The following is an 18,980-nucleotide window of genomic DNA, read 5'->3' as shown; positions in this document are numbered from 1 at the left end:
ACCGGACCTTTGCCCCGCCATTTCTCTAAAATGCCACCCCTTAACCGCGCTTCAACCCTGATCCGCTACAGCTGATCCCGGGTGTGAAAGACATGGGTGTGTGAATGGCCGGGCAAGGGAATGCCGCGCCAGTCATCATCAAGCGGAAGAAGGTCGTGCAGGGCGGCGGGCATCATGGCGGTGCCTGGAAAGTCGCCTATGCCGATTTCGTGACGGCCATGATGGCCTTCTTCATGCTGATGTGGCTGCTGAACGCGACGACGGAAAAGCAACGAAAGGGCATCGCGGATTACTTCAATCCGACGATTCCGGTAAACCGTGTTTCCGGCGGCGGCGATGGCGCCTTCGGCGGGGACAGCACGTTTACCGAAAGCACGCTGGCCCAGAACGGCACTGGCGCCACTGCGGAAAACCCCACCGAATCCGACAAGGCCCGCGGCGAGGCCGCATCGGATGGCGAGGCCTCAGCCGACGAGAAAAAGGAGCTTGCCGCGATTGAGCAGGCCCTTACCGCCAAGGGCGGCGAAAGCATGACGATGGAGCGCCTGTTGCGCCACGTCGTGACCCGCGTCACCGACGAAGGGCTGGTGATCGAGCTTTTCGACCTTGACGGCGCACCGCTTTTCCGGCCCGAAACCGCCGAGCCTGCGGCCCAGACCGCCGAAATTGCGGCGCTTCTGGCCGAGGTTCTTGGCCTTTCCAGCAACGATATCGCGGTGAACGGGCATGTTCGAAGCTACCCGATCACCCTGCGCGAAGATCCGACCTGGGATCTCTCGACCGAACGCGCGCAGGTCCTGCGCCAGCTGCTGGAGAAACACAAGCTGCCCGGCGCGCGCATCGCCCGCGTCACCGGTCATGCCGACCGCAAGCCCGCCACCGCCGATCCGACCGCGCTGCGCAACAACCGCATAGAGATCGTGCTTTTGCGCAGGAATCGGTAAAATCCATCAAATCTTAGCTGTTATGGGAGAATTAACGCGACTGGATGCAGGCTGGCCTCACACGAAGTCGAAGCTGCAGAAAGGCGCCATCGATGACGATTTCCTCCTCGCTGAATGCGGGGGTGGCCGGGCTGAACGCCAATGCGAACCGGCTTGCCACCATCTCGGACAATATCGCCAACTCGGCGACCTATGGCTACAAGCGGGCGCAGACCGATTTCCATTCGGTTGTGACCCATGGCAACGCCAACACCAGCTATTCGGCGGGCGGGGTGCGAACCACCAATTTCCGCCTGATCGATGATCGCGGCCCGCTGATCGCCACCACGAACTCGACCGATCTCGCCATCGACGGGCGCGGGTTTCTGGCCGTCACCGACGCCAGCGCGCTGACCGCAAATGCTGGCAGCTATCCGATTTCGCTGGTCACGACCGGCTCTTTCCGCGCAGATTCCGAAGGGGTGCTGCGCACCGCCACCGGCCAGGTGCTGATGGGCTGGCCGGCCAATTCCGACGGCAGCCTGAACACCTTCCCGCGCGACACCATGGCCGCGCTGGAACCGGTGCGCATCAACGCCAACCAATATGTCGGCAATCCGACCACGCAGATGCGGCTGGGGGTCAACCTGCCGGCCTCGGAAAGCGTGGCCGGCTCGGCGGGGGCCTCGCATGACCTGACGGTCGAATATTTCGGCAACCTCGGCACGTCCGAGGCGCTGGAGTTCACCTTCACCCCGACCGTGCCGGCAACCGGCACCTCGAACATCTGGACGATGGAGGTGCGCGACAGCGCCTCGGGCGGGGCGCTGGTTGGCGAATACGAACTGACCTTCAACGACACGCAGATCGGCGGCGGCACGCTGGCGACGGTCACGGCCACCTCGGGCGGCGCCTACAACCCGACCACGGGCGAGATTGAACTGACCGTCGGGGGGGGCACCATCGCGCTCGACATCGGCGAGATCGGCGAGGCCAACGGCATGACACAGCTTGCCAGCACCTTCTCGCCGGTTGCGATTTCCAAGAACGGCACCACGGTGGCCACGCTTTCCTCGGTCGAGGTGGATGAAAAGGGCTTTCTCCATGCCGTCTACGATCAGGGTTTCACCCGCCGCATCTATCAGCTTCCGGTGGTCGATGTGCCCAACCCCAACGGCCTGATCGCGCTGAACAACCAGAGCTATCAGATTTCGCCCGCCTCCGGCCCCTTCTACCTGTGGGACGCGGGCGACGGGCCGACGGGCTCAACGGTGGGCTATTCGCGCGAGGAATCGGCGACCGACGTGGCGGCAGAACTGACGCAGCTGATCCAGACCCAGCGCGCCTATTCCTCGAATGCCAAGGTGATCCAGACTGTCGACGAAATGCTGCAGGAAACCACCAATATCAAACGGTAACGCGCGATGAGCATCTCGGGCAGCCTTTCCAGCGCGCTTTCCGGCCTCACGGCCGCCGCCAAGGCTGCCGAGGTGGTGTCCTCGAACATCGCCAATGCCACGACGGCGGGCTATAGCCGCCGCGAGGTCATCACCACCGCGCGCGCGGTGGGCCAGACTGGCCAGGGCGTCAGTATCGTCGGGGTCCGGCGCCATGTCGACCCGGTCTTGCTGGCCGATCGGCGCCGGGCCGAGGCGACCGAGGCCGAGCGTGTTGCCCGGTCATCGTTTTTCCAGCGCCTTGAAGCGGCCATCGGCACCGCCGACAGCGCGGTTTCCCTTGGCGGCCGGATCGCCGAATTTGACACCGCCTTGCTGGAGGCCGCCTCGCTGCCCGATTCCGAGGCCCGCCTTGCCCGCGTCATCGACACGGCCCGCAATCTGGCAAGCCAGATCGGCGGCGCCGCCGAGGCGGTGCAGACCGCGCGGGCCGAGGCGGATGACCGGATCGAGGCAGATGTCGATCTTTTGAACCGGACGCTGGCGCAGATCTCTGAACTGAACGGCAACATCCGCGCCACTTATGCCGGCGCCCGCGACCCTTCGGCCCTGATCGACCAGCGCCAGCAACTGATCGACAGCATCGCCTCGGTGGTGCCCCTGCGCGAAATCGCCCGGGACGATGGGCAGATCGCACTCTACACCACCGGCGGCGCGATGCTGGTCGATGGTCAGGCCGCCGTGTTCGGCTTTGATCCGGCCGGCCTCGTCACCGCCGAGATGTCGATCGGCGCGGGCAGCCTTTCGGGCCTGACGCTGAACGGCCGCCCGGTGGCGACTTCGGGCAGCGACAGCCCGATCAGCGGCGGCTCTCTCGCCGCCCATTTCGAAGTCCGCGACCAGCTTGCTCCCGAGGCGCAGCGCGAGCTCGATGCCCTTGCCCGGGATTTGTTGGAACGGTTTGCCGATCCGGCCGTCGATGCCACGCTTGCGCCGGGGCAGGCCGGGCTTTTCACCGACGACGGCGGAAATTTCCTGCCCGCCGACGAGGCGGGGCTGGCTCAGCGCCTGGCGCTGAATGCCGTGGTCGACCCGCGGCAGGGCGGTGGCCTGTGGCATCTGCGGGACGGGATCGGTGCAACCACGCCGGGGCTTGCTGGCAATGCGGCAGGCCTTGTCGCCCTGCATGCCGCGCTGACATCGGCCAGAACCCCGGCCTCTGGCCCCTTCATGGCGGGCGCCCGCAGCTTTGCCGCCTTGCAGGGGGATCTGCTTTCGGGCTGCGTCTCCGACCGGCTGACGGCAGAAACCGAGGCGGGCTATGCTGCCGCCCGCGCCGAGGCCCTCACGCAGCTCGAACTGGCCGCCGGGGTCGACACCGATCAGGAAATGCAATCGCTGCTTCTGGTCGAACAGGCCTATACCGCCAACGCCAAGGTCATCCAGACCATCGGCGCCATGATCGACACCCTTCTGGGACTGTAACACATGACCACCCTCGGCTTTGGAGATCTGGCGCAGTCGAACATCATGCGCCGCCACACGATGCAGGCAAAGGCCGACCTTGCCCGCCTGTCACAGGAGCTGACCCTGGGGCGGGCCGCCGATACGCCGCGCCATCTTTCGGGGGACATGGGGCCACTTCTGGCCATCGACACCAGCCTTGCCCGGCTGGAGGGATATGGCGCGGTGACGCGGGAACTCGCGCTGTTCGCCGAGGCCTTGCAGACCGGACTGGCCACGATTTCCGACATGGCGCTCACGGCGTCGAACAGCCTGATCGCCGCCTCGGGCACCGCCGCGGCAACCCATGTGGGCACCGCCGCCTCGGCTGCGCATGCGGCGCTGCTTTCGACGCTTTCCACGCTGAACACCCGTTTCGGGGACCGCACCCTGTTTGCCGGCATGGACACCAACGGGCAGGCCATGGCCTCGGCCGACACGCTGCTGACTGCGCTGGAATCCGCGATTGGCGCAGCCGGGGCAACCGACGTTGCCTCGGTCGAGGCGGCGCTGGACGCCTGGTTCGCCGCACCCGGAGGCTATCAGGGCACGGCCTATCTCGGCAGCGCACCGCTGGCAGAAGTTCCGGTTGCCCCGGGGGAGGCCCTGGCTCTGGACATCACCGCCGATGACCCGGCGCTGCGCAAGACACTGAAAGGTCTTGCCATGGCGGCACTGGTCGACCGTGGCATCTTCCCCGGCCAATACGAGCTGCAAAAAGGCCTGGCCCAGCGCGCCGGCGAGGTGCTGCTTGCCGGGGAAACCGATCGCGCCCAGCTTGCGGCGCGGCTTGGGGGGCTGCAGGCCCGCCTCGATCAGGCGCAGACCCGCAATGAAAGCGAAGCTGCCGCGCTGGGCATGGCGCGGACCGCCATGGTCGAGATCGACCCCTATGAAACGGCGACCCGGCTACAGGATGCCGAAACGCAGCTTGAGCTGATCTACACCCTCACCGCGCGCATCTCGCGCCTCAGCCTCGCGGATTACCTGTGATGTTCAAAGCGCTTCTTGTCGCCCTTTGCCTCGTGCCGTCGCTGGCCGTGGCGGGACCGGTCCGGATCAAGGATCTTGTCGAATTCGACGGGGTGCGCGGCAACGATCTGGTCGGCTACGGTCTGGTCGTCGGGCTGAACGGGACCGGCGACGGCATTCGCAATGCGCCGTTCACCGAAGAAATCATGTCGAACCTGCTGGAGCGGCTTGGGGTCAATGTTGCAGGCGAGGAATACCGGCCGAAGAACGTGGCGGCGGTGTTCGTCACGGCCAACCTGCCCCCCTTCGCCCGCGCCGGCGGGCGGATCGACGTCACGGTCTCGGCGATCGGCGATGCGAAAAGCCTGCTTGGCGGGACGCTGGTGATGACGCCGCTGAACGGGGCGGACGGGCAGATCTATGCCGTGGCGCAGGGAACGATCATCACCGGCGGGATCTCGGCCGAGGGCGCGGCGGCGCGCGTGGTGCAGGGCGTGCCGACGGCGGGGACGATTCCCTCCGGCGCCTATGTCGAGCGCGAGATCGACTTTGATTTCACCGCGCTGAACCAGCTGCGGCTTGCCTTGCGGGCGCCGGATTTCACCACGGCCGCCCGGATCGAGACCGCCATCAACGGCGATCTTGGCAGCGGGGCCGCGCGGATGCTGGATGCGGGCACCGTCATGCTGAACATCGCCGAAATCGGCAACGGCTCGCCCGCCCATGTGCTGAGCCGGGTCGAGAATCTTGCGGTCGAACCCGAAACGCGGGCCCGTGTCGTGGTTGACCAGCGCTCGGGCACGATCGTGATGGGGCAGGAGGTGCGGATCAGCCGCGTCGCCGTTGCCCAGGGCAACCTGACCCTGCGGGTCGAGGAAACCCTGACTGTGGCCCAACCCAACCCTTTTGCCGAAGGCGAGACGATCGTCGTTCCCAGCACCGCCGCCAGCATCGAAACCGCCCCCGGCACCGGGCTTGCCGAGATCACCGGAGGCACCAGCCTGTCCGAAGTTGTGGCCGGGCTGAACGCACTGGGCGTCGCCCCGCATGACATGATCGACATCCTGAAAAGCATCAATGCGGCAGGGGCCTTGCATGCCGAATTCGTCGTGAACTGACGCGGGCGGCAGGATTGCCTGGGCCGCTTTCGCCAGCGGGACCGACCGACCGCGGTGGCAAGCCGGCACCTGGCGCGGACCCGGTCGAAGATCGCCGCGGGGGTTCGGTAGCGCGGAGCTTTGGCACGGTTTGCTCGGGCAGGGTGTCGCTCAGGGATGTGCGGGGCGGTCAACCGGGACAGGTCGGCCCAGTCAGAAGTAGCTTCGCACCAAGGCGCTGGAAATCAGCGTCCAGCCATCGGCCACCACAAAGAAAGCCAGCTTGAACGGCAACGCAACCACCGCGGGGGGGACCATCATCATCCCCATGGACATCAGGACAGACGCCACCACCAGATCAATGATCAGGAAGGGCAGAAACACCAGAAAGCCGATCTCGAAGGCGCGCTGGATTTCCGAGAGGATGAAGGACGGCACCAGCACCGAAAGGGGTGCATCGGCCAGGGCCGTGGCCGCCTCGGGGCGCAAGGCCTGCAGGGCCGCAAACGTGTCGGGGTCAAGCCGGTTCGTCATGAACGCGCGGAACGGCGCAAGGACCAGCGGGATGGCGGTCTGTACGTCGATCAGCCCGTTCGAAAGCGGCTCAAGCCCCTTCACCCAGGCCTCGGTCAGGACCGGGTCCATCACGAACCAGGTCAGGAACAGCGCCAGGCTGATGATCAGCATGTTGGGCGGTGACTGCTGCAAACCGATGGCCTGCCGCAGGATTGACAGGACGGTGACGATGAAGGGAAAGCAGGTGAGCATCACCGCAAGCCCCGGAACGATCGACAGCACGGTCACGAGCAGCAGCAGCTGCACCGATCGCGTCGCCAGGGACGCTCCGTCGCCAAAGTCGATCGAGATGTCCTGCGCCAGCGCCGGACTGGCCAGAACCGCCAGGAACAGCGCCACGCACAGGATCGGGGTGCACGTCACAGCCCGCCCCGAAGGTTGGCCACCTCGGTCAGCCTGACGGCGAGTTGCCCCGCACCTTCGCCTTCCACTTCCTGCAAGACACCGCGGGCGATAAGACGATCCCCGACATAAAGCTCCACCGGGTCATCCACGCGCCGGTCCAGGGGCAGGATTGCATCCCGCCCCAACCGCAGCAGGTCACGCACCAGCGGCCGGGCCTTGCCGACCGAGATCGTCACCTCGATCGGAACCTGCGCAAACGGATTGGTGTCGGGGGTGGTGTCGTCCATCTCAGCCCTCCTTGCGGGACAAGTCGAAGAAGCCGCGGGTGGCGGCAAGGATTTCCGAGGTCGCCCGGTCAAGATCGACCAGGTTTTCCGCGCCGCCGAAGCGCAGGTAGACCTGCCCCTCTCCCAGCGAGGCCTCTTCCTCGATGCTCAGGGGCAGGCCGGTTGCCGCGGCGATGAGCGGCTCCACCGCCGGTCGGGCCAGCGGGTTCAACACCAGCGTAACGGGCGTTTCCGCCATGTCGGCGGCCAGAGGCATCAGTTGCTCCAGCACGATCCCGCCCAGCGCCTCGCGCGCAATGGCAGGAAGCAGCTTGCCGGCCATCGCTTCGAGCAGGGGTTCCAGCGCCCGCAGCACATGGCTGCGCGCCTCCTGATAGGTGAAGGACAGCGCCTGCAGACTGCGGGCAAGGTCTGCCCCGATCCGCGCCTGATCGCCGCTTTGCGCCGCCGTTGCATCTTCCCAGCCCGCCGCATAGCCGGAATCGTAGGAGGCCAGACGCGTCTCTTCCAGCGCCGAGGTATCAAGAACAACGGTGTCGGAGGCTGGTCCGCGCGCCTCGCTTTCAAAGACCTCAAGCCGCAGGACCATCAGGCGCGCTCCTCATCCTGCTCCATCCAGCCGCGCAGGATCTCGACGGTTTCGGCCTGGCGTTCCTCGATCAACCGGCGCAGACGCGAGACCGGATCGCCGGGCAGGCTTTCCTCGGCAAGCGTCAGCGCCGCGTATTCCGGCCCTTCCGCAATCTCGCCGGTCAAGACCTCGGCCCGGTCAGCCGCCAGGCCGGAGGCAAAGCCGGCGCCCGGCAGCTGAAGCGGCGCAGCGTCGGCCTGAAGCCGCGACCGGGACGTCAGAACCGGGCGCAGGACGAAGAGCCCCAGAACCAGCACGACCAGCGCCAGAACCACCATCTGGATTATCGACATCAGGTCGACAGGCTCCATCCCGGCAAGGATCCCGGCCTCGAGCAGCTCTCCGACTGCCGGATCTGGCCGGAAAGCCAGGGACTTGATGGTCAGGACATCACCGCGCGCCTCGTCAAGGCCGACCGCCGAGGCGACGAGTTCGCGCAGGACGGCCAGTTCATCCTCCCCGCGCGGTTCGATGCCCTGAGTGCCGTCAGCCGCCGTCACGCTTTGGCCATCTACCAGAACGGCCACGGAAATCTTCCGGATCGCGCCAGGGGTGCGCAAGACCTCGCGCTGGGTCTCGGACACCTCATAATTCACCCGCTCGCGGCTTTCGCTGGTCTCGCTCTTGCCGGCCGCCCCCGCCCCGGCATCCCCATCCGGCAGGTTCGAAGCAACCGTGACCGCCCCGCCCGGCTCGTTTGCCGTACCGCTTCGGTTTTCGGTTTCCTGCGAGATCGCCACCCGCCCCTGCGGGTCGAAGGTACGCTCGGTGATGGCTTCGCGCTCGGTTACCACCTCGACCGCGACCTCGACCACGGCTTTGCCCGCACCAACCCGCGCCTCCAGCAGGCGTTCGACGTTGCGGCGCAACTCGGCCGCGCGCGCCTCGCCGGCCGCATCCGGGCGAAGGCTGGCGTCTTCCCCCGGCAAGAGACCGGCCACGGCGTCAATCACCGCCACATCCGCGGGCTGCATGCCGGGAACTGCGGCGGCGACCAGATGCCGCAGTGCCCGCGCCTGCTCGGCCGGAAGCCCGCCAGCCGCCGTTGAAACCGTTACCGAGGCCTTGGCCTTCTGATCCTGCTGGAACGGTTTCGATGGCGCCTGCGCAATGTGCACGCGCGCGGCCCGGATCATCGGATTTGCCAGAATGGTCCGGGCAATCTCGCCCTCCTTGGCCCGCCAATAGGCCGCGTCGAACATCTGCGAAGTGGTGCCAAAGCCGGAAAGGCCGTCAAGGAGTTCATAGCCGGTGCCGGAATTGGCCGGCAGGCCCTGGGTTGCCAGCACCATGCGCAGGCTGTCCCGCCGGCTGCTGTCGACATAGATCGATTCGCCGCGCACTTCGAACACCACGCCGTCCTGTTCCAGGGCCGCCACCACTTCGCCTGCGGCGGCGCCCTGCAAGCCGGAATAAAGCAGCGACATGCCCGGCGTTCCGGCGACGCGCGCCAGCGCCAGAACCGCCAGAAACACCGCGATCGTCGCCCCGGCCACAATCGCGCGTTTTCTTGCATCAAGCGCCTGCCAGAGTGAGATCAGGTTTTGCACGGGTCACCTCATTGCGGACTTCTGCCCTGGTCCCAGCTTTGGATGACGGGGATTAACAATCGGTTAGTGACCTTCGATCTATTTTTGTTCCCGAGGACGATTCTTGCAGAACGGGCGATTCCCTTGGCTGATGTCGAAGAACCGAAGGATGCGGCACCCCGGAAGAAATCCGGAAAGCCGCTCATCATCGGGCTGGTTCTGGCCCTTCTTCTGGGCGGAGGCGGCTTCTATGCCACCTGGTCGGGTTTGATTCTCGGGCCAGCGGATGCGGGCCATGACCCGGCCGAGGCTGATGCCCTGCCCGACATCGCCTTCGTCCCGGTTGACCCCCTGGTCATCACCCTTGGCACGGGCGAGACTGTGCGGCACCTGCGCTTCACCTCGCAGATCGAGGTCGCCGCGCCCCACGCGGCCGAAGTCCAGCTTCTGTTGCCGCGCATCATGGACGTGCTGAACGGCTACATGCGCGCGGTTGATGTCCAGCAGCTGGAAGATCCCGCTGCGCTCGTCCGCATTCGTGCGCATCTGTTGCGGCGCATCCAGCTTGTCACCGGAGAGGGGCGCGTGCGCGACCTGCTCGTGACCGAATTCGTGCTGAACTGAAAGGAACCGGGGATGCAGGTGATTGCAGATGTCCTGATGACGGCGGGCGCCTTTGGCGCGGCGATCTATTGCTATGTTCTGGCCGGACGGCTGAAACGCTTCACGACGCTGGAATCGGGCATGGGCGGCGCAATCGCAGTCCTCTCGGCCCAGGTGGATGACATGACGCGCGCGCTGGAAAAGGCGCGCAGTGCCGCAAATGGTTCGGCGGCAGGGCTGGAATCGCTGGTGTTGCGGGCCGAAGGCGTCACCGGCAAGCTGGAGCTGCTGGTCGCCGCCATGCATGACCTGCCCGAAACCGCCGCTGCGCCCCCGCGGCCACCTGACCTGCAGGACGACCGCAAGCTGCGTGTCGTCCGGCGCCGGCAGGCACGGCCCGAGTTGGAGGGGGCGGAATGAAGCGGGCAAGTCGTGGAGCGCTGGTCATCCTGGCGTTGTTTCTGGCGTCCTCAGGCGCCTTGCGGCTTGGCGGGGTGGCTGGCCAGGCCTTTGCCAAGTCCAGTTCCGACCAGCCGGCGCCAGAAGAGGCCGCGCCCGTCGAATGCCCGGCACCGCCTGCCGCGCTCTTGCAGGCGATGAACGACCGCGACGCACAACTGCGCGCGCAAGAAGCCGCCGCCGCCGATCGCCTGGCAGCCTTGACCCTGTCCGAAGCCGCCATCGCCCAGCGCATGGCAGAACTGACGGCGGCCGAAGCCAGTTTGAAGGAGGTTCTGGCAATCGCCGACGGCGCCGCCGAGCAGGATCTTGCGCGTCTGACGGCAGTCTACGAAGCCATGAAACCCACCGATGCCGCGGCGCTTTTCGATGCCATGGCGCCCGAATTCGCCGCCGGCTTCCTTGCCCGCATGCAGCCCGCGGCGGCGGCGGCTGTCATGGCCGGCATGCCCCCGGACAAGGCCTATTCCGTGTCGGCCCTGATCGCGGGGCGCAACGCGATGGCCCCGACGGAATAGGCAGATTCTTAACCTGTCACTGGCAATCTGCGCGCAAACGGAAGGGATCCGGGTTCATGTTCGGCATTGTTGGCATCGTCGTCATCCTCGTCATGGTTTTCGGCGGCTATACGATTCACGGTGGCAAGATGGGGCCGATCATCGCGGCCCTACCCTTCGAGATGATCATGATCGGCGGGGCTGCCGTGGGGGCCTTTCTGGTGTCGAACGACCTGGCCGCCGTCAAGCACACGCTGAAAGACATGGGCAAGGTGTTCAAGGGCGTCACCTGGAAGCCGTCCGACTATCGTGACCTGCTTTGCCTGCTGTTCGAGCTTGTCCGCCTGGCGCGCTCAAACCCCGTTGGCCTTGAGGAACACATTGAAAACGCCCATGATTCTTCGATTTTTGGCCGGTATCCGAAAATCCAGCACAATCACGAAGCGGTCGAGCTGATCTGTGACACGCTGCGCGCGGCTTCCATGAATTACGACGACCCGCATCAGGTCGAGGAGGTGGTCGACAAGCGGCTGGAGGCGACGCTGACCCATGCCATGCATTCCTCGCATGCGCTGCAATCCATGGCGGATGCCCTGCCCGCGCTTGGCATCGTCGCCGCGGTCCTGGGCGTGATCAAGACCATGGGCTCGCTCGACCAGCCGCCGGAAATTCTTGGGCAGATGATCGGCTCGGCCCTGGTCGGCACCTTTCTGGGGGTGTTTCTTGCCTATGGGATCATGGGGCCCTTCGCCAGCCGCGTCAAAGGCGTCGTCGAAGAGGACGCGCAGTTCTACCGGCTGATCCGCGAAGTTCTGATTGCAAACCTGCACCGCCATCCGCCCAACATCTGCATTGAAGTCGGCCGCCAGAACACCCCGCATCACGTGCGGCCAACCTTCTCGGCCCTTGAAGACGCCCTGCGCGCCCTGAGGCAGGAGGCGGCATGACCCGGCTCCTGGCTGTCCTGCTTTTCGTTCTCGCCAGCCCGGCCTTGGCGCAACCCGTGCGGGTAAGTTCGGGCGAGCATGACGGATTCACGCGCCTTGTGTTCGACTTCGGCCACCCCGTCGATTGGCAGGTCGGGCGCAGCGCGGACGGTTACCTGATGCATCTGTCCGGGCCGAAACCCGCCTATGACCTGACCGAGGCGTTCGACCTGATCGGAACGTCGCGCCTTGCCGCGATCTGGGCTTCGGAGGCAACCGGAGATCTGCAGGTCGGCCTCGCCTGCGCTTGCCACGCCATTCCGTTCGAATTTCGCCCGGGCATTGTCGTCATCGATCTCAAGGATGGCGCTCCGCCAAAAGGCAGTGCGTTCGAGATGCGGGTCGAGACACCGCTTGCGACATCGGGCGACGTGATCGCCCACCCTGCCCCCGCTGGCGCCGGTGCGAACCGGGATCCCGGCTTTGACTGGAAGGATGCTCTTTACGGCTCTCTTGCAAGGCGGGAAGCGGTGCAGGCCGTTCGCCCGCGGCAGCCCGGTCCGGATCGCGCTTTGCCTTTGCCCGACCCAACGCTGCAGCCGCTGCGCGACTCGATCCTGTACCAGTTTTCCAGAGGCGCCGCCCAGGGTGTCGTCGACATGGTCGAAATGCCCAAGGCCGGGCCTCTGATCGGGCCCGACATTCCTTCGGTGCAGATGCGCATCGGCGAAGCCCCGACGCGGGTTGGACAAGCGGATACCTCTGTCAGGGCCGATCTGGGAGCAGAAGGCGCGCGCTGCGTCGACGATGCCGTTCTTGAGATTGCCAGCTGGGGTCAGGAAGCAATACCGTTTGCCGGCCAGATCGCCGACACGCGCAGGAATCTCAGTGTCGAACTTGACAAGGCTGACCCCGAAGCAGTCGCCAGGGCCATCAGGTTGCAGCTCTATCTGGGTTTCGGCGCCGAGGCCCGCCAGATGCTGAAGGCTTTCGGCCTGGAAAGTCATGATGCCAATATATTGAAATCGCTAAGCTTCATCATAGACGGCGACCCCGACCCGGGCCAGGTTTTCGTGGGCCTCGCCGCATGCAAAGGTCCGGCGGCGCTTTGGGCCCTGCTTGACAGTCCCTTGCTGGCGAGAGGCGACCCCCTCGATGAGGGCGCCATCCGGTTGGCCTTCTCGGGCCTGCCGCTCCACCTGCGCAGGTATCTTGCCCCGAGGCTTGCAGAGCGCTTTCTTGCCCTGGGCAAGCAGGATGCGGCGCGCGCCGTGCGCGATGCCATCACCCGGGCCCCCGGTGACCCTGGTCACGGTGCCAGGCTGCTGGAGGCTGAGCTGGACCTGCGCCGTGGCGATGCGGCCAAGGCGGAAACTGCGGCACGGTCTGTTCTGTCTGATCCGGGACAGAGCCAGCCCGAAGCCCTGATCGCCCTGACCGAGGCCCGCATCACACAGAGACTTCCGATCGCGCAGGATGTGCTGCTGGCGCTGCAGGCCCACCTTGAAGACCAGCGCGGCACGCCCCTGGAGACCCGGCTGCAGGAGGCCGTGCTGCTGGCTCAGGCGGCTTCGGGAAATTTCGCGGCCGCCTTCGAGGCCTTGCCAGCCCACCCGAACCGAACCCGCGAGGTCTGGGATCTTGCCGCCAGCCTTGCGTCCGACGATGCCTTCCTTGCCGTTGCCGTGCTTGCTGTCGACGCCACTCCCCCCCATCTGCCGGACGCGACAATCAGTGCCGTTGCCCGCAGGTTGACCGATCTCGGGCTGACCGCCGCGGCGCAACCCTGGCTGGAGGCAACAAACAGACCCGACCCACTACTTGCTGCCGAAATCGCCCTGGGCCAGCGCGACGCGCATGCGGCCCTGGCCCAGTTGAAGGGCATTGAGACCGAGGTGGCGCAAGGTTTGCGGCTTCAGGCGCTGAACCTGCTCGACGCGCATCTCTTGCGCGCGGAGCTTCTGGCAAAGACCGGGGACCAGACCGCCGCCACCGTCGCCCTTGCCCGCGCCGGAGCGTGGGAGCGTTTGAAGACCGCAGGTGAAGGCCCCTGGCAGTCTGTTTCGCAGCGCCTTCGCCCGCCGGCAGACGCCACCACGACACCGGATGCACCTTCCCGGACTGGCACCCTTGCCAAGGGCCATGCCCTTGTCGACAGCGCCAGAGAAACCCGCGCCGCGATTGATACCCTGCTGGCAACCGTCAGCCTGCCCGAATCGGTGTCCCAGTAACCATCTGGTAAGCAAGACATTCTAGCCTGTCCGCAAGGAAGCAGAGAATCTGCGGCGTCAGGAAGAAATCATGAAACACAGCCCCTTGCTTGCGCTTCCCCTTTGCTTGATGGCCTTGCCAGCGCCGGCCTATGATCTGTCCGCATCCTGTGATGCAGCAGCCCTGCATGCCGCCGCCGCACATGGCGTCCCGCCGCACCTCTTGCTGGCCATCACGCGGGTCGAAACCGGACGATACCGCAACGGGGCCCTGCAACCCTGGCCATGGGCGGTGAATGAGGGAGGCGAGGGCCATTGGTTCGACAGCCCGGCCGAGGCTGCCGAGCATGTGCAGAGTGCGATTGCGGCCGGGCAGTCGAACATCGACGTCGGCTGCTTCCAGCTGAACCTGCGCTGGCACGGCGGGCGGTTTTCCTCGCTCGACCTGATGTTCGATCCCGAAAAGAATGCCGACCAGGCCGCGCGATTTCTGGTCGAGAACCACCAGCGCAAGGGCAATTGGGTGGACGCGGTCGCGGCCTATCATTCCGCCACGCCCGAACATGCCGAAGCCTATGTGCAAAAGGTCGAAGCCGTGCTGACCGACCTCGCCGCGGGCGATGCGACCGCAACGTCGGTCATGGCGGACAGTCCCGCCGCGGTGCAGGAAAACCGCTTCCCGCTGCTGCGCCCAGGAGCCAGCGGAACCATGGCCTCGCTGGTGCCCGCCGGCGGTAATGCCAGCCCGCTATTCCTTGCGATGCGTTGAATGCAGACCCTGGCCCGTCCCGCCCGATTGTTCCAGCCGACGATCCTGCTGGCGCTCGCCCTGATGGCAGTGATCGTCATGATGGTCCTGCCGGTGCCCGCCCTGCTCCTCGACATCGGTCTGGCACTGTCCTTTGCCCTTGCAATCCTGATGCTGACGGTGGCGCTGTTCATTGAGCGACCGCTGGATTTCTCGGCCTTTCCCACCATTCTTCTGGCCAGCCTGATGCTGCGCCTATCGCTGAACGTCTCGTCCACCAAGCTCATCATCGGCCAGGGCCATACCGGGACCGATGCTGCCGGCCATGTGATCGAGGGGTTTGCCCAATTCATCATGGGGGGCAACCTGCTCCTCGGGGTGGTGATCTTCTGCGTCCTGCTGATCGTCAACTTCGTGGTCATCACCAAGGGCGCCGGTCGCATGGCGGAAGTGGGCGCGCGCTTTGCGCTGGATGGCATGCCGGGCAAGCAGCTCGCCATTGACGCCGACATGTCCGCCGGAGCGATCAGCCATGCCGAGGCCAAGGCGCGGCGGGAAAAGGAACTGGCCGAGACCACGTTCTTCGGCTCGCTCGACGGCGCGTCGAAATTCGTCAAGGGCGATGCCGTGGCGGGCCTTCTGATCACCGGGCTGAACATCGTGATGGGGTTGGTGATGGGGGTGGTGGTGCATGGAATGCCGTTCTCGGAAGCCTTTGAAACCTACTCCATTCTGACGGTCGGTGACGGCCTGGTGGCGCAAATCCCGGCGGTGGTGATATCGGTCGCCGCCGCCCTGCTGCTGTCGCGGGGGGGCGTCAGCGGGGCGGCCGATGTTTCGTTCTTTGCCCAGCTTGGCCGTTATCCCGGCGCGCTCGGGACGGTTGCGGTCCTGATGGCCCTGATTGCCCTGATGCCCGGCCTGCCCTTCCTGCCCTTCATGTTCGGGGCGGCGGTGCTTGGATATGCCGCGTGGCGGGCGGCAAAACGGCCTGCCACCGCGGCCGAACTGCCGGTCGAAACCATTGCCCCCAAGGTCAAGCCGATCGGCGACATTCTGGACTTCGACGAAATCCACATCGAATTCGCGCCAAACCTCGTCGCCATGGCGCTTGATCCGGCAACGGGGCTTGAGGCGCGCATCGCCAACATGCGCAATCATGTGGCCGCCAGCTATGGGCTGATCCTGCCGGAAATCCGCCTGACGGACGAGGCAGCCCTGCCCGCGGGCAGCTACCGGATTCGCCTTCAAGGGGTTGAGCGTGTCCGGGACAGGCTCTTGCCGGACCGCGTTCTGGTGCTGCTGGCCGAAGGAGCTTCGGCCCCCGACGGCATCGACGTGCGCGAGCCGGTCTACGGCGCCCCGGCACGCTGGATCCGGCCGGACGATCAGGAAGAGGCAGCCCTTCAGGGCCTGACCGTGGTTTCCCCCCCCGAGGTGCTTGCCACCCATCTGCTTGAAATCATTCGCGGCAGCCTTGCTCGACTGCTTTCGCTGCGCAGCCTGCGCCGGCTGCTGGACGAGTTTGTCACCCTCAGCGACGGCCAGCGCGCCGAAACCAACAAGCGTCTGCTGGACGAGCTGATCCCGGACAAGGTGCCGATCGATCTTCTGCTGCAAGTCTTGCGGCTTTTGCTGGACGAACGGGTTTCGATCCGCAACCTGCCCCTGATCCTCGAGGCCATTGCCGAGGCGCGCGGGCTGGCCCAGCCCGATCTGATTTGCGAGCATGTCCGCCAGCGCCTTGGCTTTCAGCTTGTGGCCGAACTGAAACGGGACGACGGCACCATTCCGCTGATCCAGCTCGCACCGGAATGGGAAAAGACCTTTACGCAATACCAGATCGACGGCGAACGCGCCGCCCAAAGTGTTGCGCTGCCCCCCGACCAGTTCAGCCGGCTGGCAAACGGGTTGGCGGAAAAGTTCAACCGCGCGGCGGAGGCGGGCGCGGCGCCCGCGCTGGTCACATCGACCCTGCGGCGGCGGTTTCTGAAAACGGTTCTGGTGGCGAAAGGGCTCTCGGCGCCGGTGCTGTCCTATGAGGAAATCGGGCTGGAGGCGCGGCCGGCCATGCTCGGAGTGGTTGCGCCGTGAGGTTCGACGCCGCCACGCTGGCCGACCTGCTCGGAATCGGCGAGGCCATGGCGATCGCCGCGCTTCTGGTCTTCCTTCGGATCGGGGCGGCCCTGGCGCTGCTGCCCGCCTTTGGCGAACATTCGGTGCCCCAGCGCATCCGCCTTGTCCTCGCGCTGGCCTTCACGGCGGTTGTCACCCCCGCCGTCGCCCGGCAGATGCCGACCGAGCCCGGGCTGGCCTCGGCCTTGGCCGAAGTCGTTGCCGGGCTTGCCCTCGGCGCGGCGTTCCGTTTCTTCATCCTTGCCCTGCAGGTCGCCGGCTCGATGATCGCGCAGGCCACCTCGCTGTCGCAGATAGCCGCCGGCGCCGCACCCGAGCCGCAACCGGCTGTCGGCCATCTGCTGACGACGGCCGGATTGGCGGTGGCGGTCATGGCCGGGCTGCACATCCGGGTGGCCGAGACGCTGATCCTGTCCTATGCGGCCTTCGCTCCCGGCGCCTTTCCCTCGGCGGCTGATTTCGCCGGTTGGGGTTTGGCGCAAGCCGCCCAGGCCTTCCAACTGGGGTTTGCTTTGGCGGCCCCCTTCACCATCGCCGCCCTGATGTACAACCTCGCGCTTGGCGCCATCAACCGCGCCATGCCCGCGCTCATGGTCTCCTTCATCGGGGCGCCGGCCCTTTCGGCGGCAAGCCTTGCGGCGCTTGCGCTGTTGACGCCCGCCCTGCTCACGGTCTGGGCGATGGCCCTTGATGGCTTTCTCGCCTCCCCATTCGAGGTTCCCCGATGAGTGAGGAAGACGACGACAAGGCGTTCGAGGCAAGCCAGCGCAAGCTGGACGAGGCGCGCAAGCGCGGCGAAATCGCCCGTGCCCCGGATGTGAATGTCGCGGCCGCCTATGCCGGGCTTTTGCTTGCCATCCTGGTCGGCGGTGCAACTTTGATGCAACAGGGCGGCGCGGTCGGCCAAACGCTGCTTGACGGTGCGGACCGCGCCTCGACCCTGTTTGCGGCGGGCGGCCAGGCGGCGCTCGGGCCGGTGCTTTCGGCGGTGGGGTGGGTGATCCTGCCGGTCTTTGCCTTGCCAATGGGCGCTGTCCTGCTTGCCCTTGTCGCCCAGCGCGCGGTGATCTTCACCCCGGAAAAACTGGCACCCCGCCTGTCCCGAATCTCGCCTTTTGCAACGGCAAAGCAGAAATTCGGCCCGCAGGGTCTGTTCGAGTTCGGCAAGAGCGCGGTCAAGCTGGTCGCGGTCGGCCTGATGCTGGCGCTGCATCTCTGGCACCGCTCTGCCGAGATCGCCGCAAGCCTGGGTCTGCCCGCGCCGGCCTCGATCGCGCTGATGCTGCGACTGATGGTCGAATTCCTGAGCCTGATCCTGCTCCTGGCCGCCGGTTTTGGCCTTGTCGATCATTTCTGGCAGCAGGCGCAGCACCGCAAGCGCAACCGCATGTCCTACAAGGAAATGATGGACGAGGTGAAAGACAGCGAGGGCGATCCGCATGCCAAGGCCGCCCGGCGCCAGAAAGGTCAGGAAATCGCGCTCAACCGGATGTTGCAGGACGTGGCCAAGGCCGATGTGGTGATCGTCAATCCGACCCATTATGCGGTGGCGCTGCGCTGGAAACGCAGCGACCGGAACGCGCCGGTCTGCGTGGCCAAGGGGGTTGACGAGATCGCCGCCCGCATCCGCGAGAAGGCCGCCCTTGCCGGCGTGCCCCTGCATTCCGATCCGCCAACTGCACGGGCGATCCATGCCGCGGTCGAGATCGGCGAGCCGATCCGCCCCGAGCATTACAAGCCGGTCGCGGCGGCCATCCGCTTTGCCGAGGCGCTGAAGAAACGCCGGAAAGGACGCTCATGAATCCCAAGGACCTGTCGCGGCTGACCGGTCTGGCCGAGATGATGCTGGACCATCGCCTTGCCCAGCTGCGCCTCGCCAGCGAAGCCAAGGCAAGGTCAGAGGCGGCCCTTGCCGGGCTTTCCCGGTCTGCACCGACCTCGCCCGGCGACCTCGTCGGCGCCTCCGCCGCGCTGGCCGGCGTCGCCTATGAACGCTGGGCGGATTCGCGACGCGCCGAAATCAACCTCGTCCTGGCCCGGCAGACCCGGCACTGGCTTGATGTCCGCGACGGGGCGCTTGAGGCATTCGGCAAGGCCGAGGCGCTGCAACGGCTGCGGGAAAAGCTGGCCAGATGACGCCG

19 protein-coding genes are annotated in these 18,980 nt (G+C 66.1%); 15 read left to right on the top strand and 4 right to left on the bottom strand.

The features are described 5' to 3' along the window. Positions 1–104: 104 nt before the first annotated feature. From G4Z14_RS12765 to G4Z14_RS12745, 5 genes are all read left to right on the top strand, one after another. Positions 105–944 (top strand): flagellar motor protein MotB, encoded by an 840-nt coding sequence (locus G4Z14_RS12765; protein WP_164626322.1) that lies wholly within the window; start codon positions 105–107, stop codon positions 942–944. Positions 945–1,036: 92 nt separating this feature from the next. Continuing rightward, the gene (locus G4Z14_RS12760; protein WP_164626320.1) at positions 1,037–2,341 is read left to right on the top strand and encodes a flagellar hook protein FlgE; all 1,305 of its coding nucleotides are present in this window, start codon (positions 1,037–1,039) and stop codon (positions 2,339–2,341) included. Positions 2,342–2,347: 6 nt separating this feature from the next. Beyond that, a complete protein-coding gene (gene flgK, locus G4Z14_RS12755; protein ID WP_164626319.1) occupies positions 2,348–3,805 on the top strand; it encodes a flagellar hook-associated protein FlgK in 1,458 nt (485 codons plus the stop codon). Positions 3,806–3,808: 3 nt separating this feature from the next. Next, the gene (locus tag G4Z14_RS12750; RefSeq protein WP_164626317.1) at positions 3,809–4,816 is read left to right on the top strand and encodes a flagellin; all 1,008 of its coding nucleotides are present in this window, start codon (positions 3,809–3,811) and stop codon (positions 4,814–4,816) included. After that, complete coding sequence (locus G4Z14_RS12745) at positions 4,816–5,913, top strand: flagellar basal body P-ring protein FlgI (protein WP_227751714.1); 1,098 nt, start codon at positions 4,816–4,818, stop codon at positions 5,911–5,913. Before G4Z14_RS12750 ends, G4Z14_RS12745 begins: the two co-directional genes overlap by 1 nt. 192 nt (positions 5,914–6,105) lie before the next feature. On the opposite strand, the gene fliP is transcribed toward G4Z14_RS12745, so the two are convergent. Genes fliP through fliF form a run of 4 tightly spaced genes read right to left on the bottom strand, consistent with a single transcriptional unit; the run spans position 6,106 to position 9,281 of the window. Continuing rightward, a complete protein-coding gene (gene fliP, locus G4Z14_RS12740) occupies positions 6,106–6,831 on the bottom strand; it encodes a flagellar type III secretion system pore protein FliP (protein WP_321573046.1) in 726 nt (241 codons plus the stop codon). Further along, the gene (locus G4Z14_RS12735) at positions 6,828–7,100 is read right to left on the bottom strand and encodes a FliM/FliN family flagellar motor switch protein (RefSeq protein ID WP_164626313.1); all 273 of its coding nucleotides are present in this window, start codon (positions 7,098–7,100) and stop codon (positions 6,828–6,830) included. The genes fliP and G4Z14_RS12735 overlap by 4 nt, the downstream gene beginning before the upstream one ends. A 1-nt stretch (position 7,101) precedes the next feature. Beyond that, a complete protein-coding gene (locus tag G4Z14_RS12730) occupies positions 7,102–7,689 on the bottom strand; it encodes a FliH/SctL family protein (protein ID WP_164626311.1) in 588 nt (195 codons plus the stop codon). After that, positions 7,689–9,281, bottom strand: a complete 1,593-nt coding sequence (fliF, locus tag G4Z14_RS12725) for a flagellar basal-body MS-ring/collar protein FliF (RefSeq protein WP_164626309.1) — start codon at positions 9,279–9,281, stop codon at positions 7,689–7,691. Before fliF ends, G4Z14_RS12730 begins: the two co-directional genes overlap by 1 nt. A 123-nt stretch (positions 9,282–9,404) precedes the next feature. On the opposite strand from fliF, the gene G4Z14_RS12720 reads away from it, so the two are divergent. The 10 genes from G4Z14_RS12720 (at position 9,405) to G4Z14_RS12675 (ending at position 18,975) form a co-directional block, all read left to right on the top strand. Further along, on the top strand, positions 9,405–9,884 hold the full coding sequence (locus G4Z14_RS12720) for a flagellar basal body-associated FliL family protein (RefSeq protein WP_227751713.1): 480 nt from the start codon (positions 9,405–9,407) through the stop codon (positions 9,882–9,884). A gap of 12 nt (positions 9,885–9,896) precedes the next feature. Then, complete coding sequence (locus tag G4Z14_RS12715; RefSeq protein ID WP_164626305.1) at positions 9,897–10,283, top strand: DUF6468 domain-containing protein; 387 nt, start codon at positions 9,897–9,899, stop codon at positions 10,281–10,283. Further along, positions 10,280–10,840 carry a MotE family protein gene (locus G4Z14_RS12710; protein ID WP_164626303.1) on the top strand — a complete coding sequence of 187 codons (561 nt, stop codon included), beginning with the start codon at positions 10,280–10,282 and terminating at the stop codon, positions 10,838–10,840. Before G4Z14_RS12715 ends, G4Z14_RS12710 begins: the two co-directional genes overlap by 4 nt. 56 nt (positions 10,841–10,896) lie before the next feature. Further along, the gene (motA, locus tag G4Z14_RS12705) at positions 10,897–11,766 is read left to right on the top strand and encodes a flagellar motor stator protein MotA (protein WP_164626301.1); all 870 of its coding nucleotides are present in this window, start codon (positions 10,897–10,899) and stop codon (positions 11,764–11,766) included. Then, on the top strand, positions 11,763–13,976 hold the full coding sequence (locus G4Z14_RS12700) for a hypothetical protein (RefSeq protein WP_164626299.1): 2,214 nt from the start codon (positions 11,763–11,765) through the stop codon (positions 13,974–13,976). The genes motA and G4Z14_RS12700 overlap by 4 nt, the downstream gene beginning before the upstream one ends. Before the next feature lie 109 nt (positions 13,977–14,085). Further along, positions 14,086–14,724 (top strand): lytic transglycosylase domain-containing protein, encoded by a 639-nt coding sequence (locus G4Z14_RS12695; RefSeq protein WP_164626297.1) that lies wholly within the window; start codon positions 14,086–14,088, stop codon positions 14,722–14,724. Next, positions 14,725–16,797, top strand: a complete 2,073-nt coding sequence (flhA, locus tag G4Z14_RS12690; protein ID WP_164626295.1) for a flagellar biosynthesis protein FlhA — start codon at positions 14,725–14,727, stop codon at positions 16,795–16,797. Then, entirely contained in the window at positions 16,794–17,567 is a 774-nt protein-coding gene (locus G4Z14_RS12685) for a flagellar biosynthetic protein FliR (protein WP_321573045.1), read from the top strand. The genes flhA and G4Z14_RS12685 overlap by 4 nt, the downstream gene beginning before the upstream one ends. Continuing rightward, entirely contained in the window at positions 17,564–18,640 is a 1,077-nt protein-coding gene (gene flhB / locus G4Z14_RS12680) for a flagellar type III secretion system protein FlhB (RefSeq protein ID WP_164626293.1), read from the top strand. The genes G4Z14_RS12685 and flhB overlap by 4 nt, the downstream gene beginning before the upstream one ends. Further along, positions 18,637–18,975: a hypothetical protein gene (locus G4Z14_RS12675; protein WP_164626291.1), complete on the top strand. Its 339-nt coding sequence runs from the start codon at positions 18,637–18,639 to the stop codon at positions 18,973–18,975. The genes flhB and G4Z14_RS12675 overlap by 4 nt, the downstream gene beginning before the upstream one ends. Positions 18,976–18,980 lie beyond the last annotated feature (5 nt).

Origin of the sequence: Tabrizicola oligotrophica, assembly GCF_011008935.1 — a bacterium.
GTDB lineage: Bacteria > Pseudomonadota > Alphaproteobacteria > Rhodobacterales > Rhodobacteraceae > Tabrizicola_A > Tabrizicola_A oligotrophica.
This window is presented reverse-complemented; position numbering and strand designations above follow the sequence as displayed.

Coding starts and splice junctions, on each gene's coding strand:
- G4Z14_RS12765 (WP_164626322.1), top strand. CDS start 105: ATGGCCGGGCAAGGGAATGCCGCGCCAGTCATCATCAAGCGGAAGAAG.
- G4Z14_RS12760 (WP_164626320.1), top strand. CDS start 1,037: ATGACGATTTCCTCCTCGCTGAATGCGGGGGTGGCCGGGCTGAACGCC.
- flgK (WP_164626319.1), top strand. CDS start 2,348: ATGAGCATCTCGGGCAGCCTTTCCAGCGCGCTTTCCGGCCTCACGGCC.
- G4Z14_RS12750 (WP_164626317.1), top strand. CDS start 3,809: ATGACCACCCTCGGCTTTGGAGATCTGGCGCAGTCGAACATCATGCGC.
- G4Z14_RS12745 (WP_227751714.1), top strand. CDS start 4,816: ATGTTCAAAGCGCTTCTTGTCGCCCTTTGCCTCGTGCCGTCGCTGGCC.
- G4Z14_RS12735 (WP_164626313.1), bottom strand. CDS start 7,100: ATGGACGACACCACCCCCGACACCAATCCGTTTGCGCAGGTTCCGATC.
- G4Z14_RS12730 (WP_164626311.1), bottom strand. CDS start 7,689: ATGGTCCTGCGGCTTGAGGTCTTTGAAAGCGAGGCGCGCGGACCAGCC.
- G4Z14_RS12715 (WP_164626305.1), top strand. CDS start 9,897: ATGCAGGTGATTGCAGATGTCCTGATGACGGCGGGCGCCTTTGGCGCG.
- G4Z14_RS12710 (WP_164626303.1), top strand. CDS start 10,280: ATGAAGCGGGCAAGTCGTGGAGCGCTGGTCATCCTGGCGTTGTTTCTG.
- motA (WP_164626301.1), top strand. CDS start 10,897: ATGTTCGGCATTGTTGGCATCGTCGTCATCCTCGTCATGGTTTTCGGC.
- G4Z14_RS12700 (WP_164626299.1), top strand. CDS start 11,763: ATGACCCGGCTCCTGGCTGTCCTGCTTTTCGTTCTCGCCAGCCCGGCC.
- G4Z14_RS12695 (WP_164626297.1), top strand. CDS start 14,086: ATGGCCTTGCCAGCGCCGGCCTATGATCTGTCCGCATCCTGTGATGCA.
- flhA (WP_164626295.1), top strand. CDS start 14,725: ATGCAGACCCTGGCCCGTCCCGCCCGATTGTTCCAGCCGACGATCCTG.
- flhB (WP_164626293.1), top strand. CDS start 17,564: ATGAGTGAGGAAGACGACGACAAGGCGTTCGAGGCAAGCCAGCGCAAG.
- G4Z14_RS12675 (WP_164626291.1), top strand. CDS start 18,637: ATGAATCCCAAGGACCTGTCGCGGCTGACCGGTCTGGCCGAGATGATG.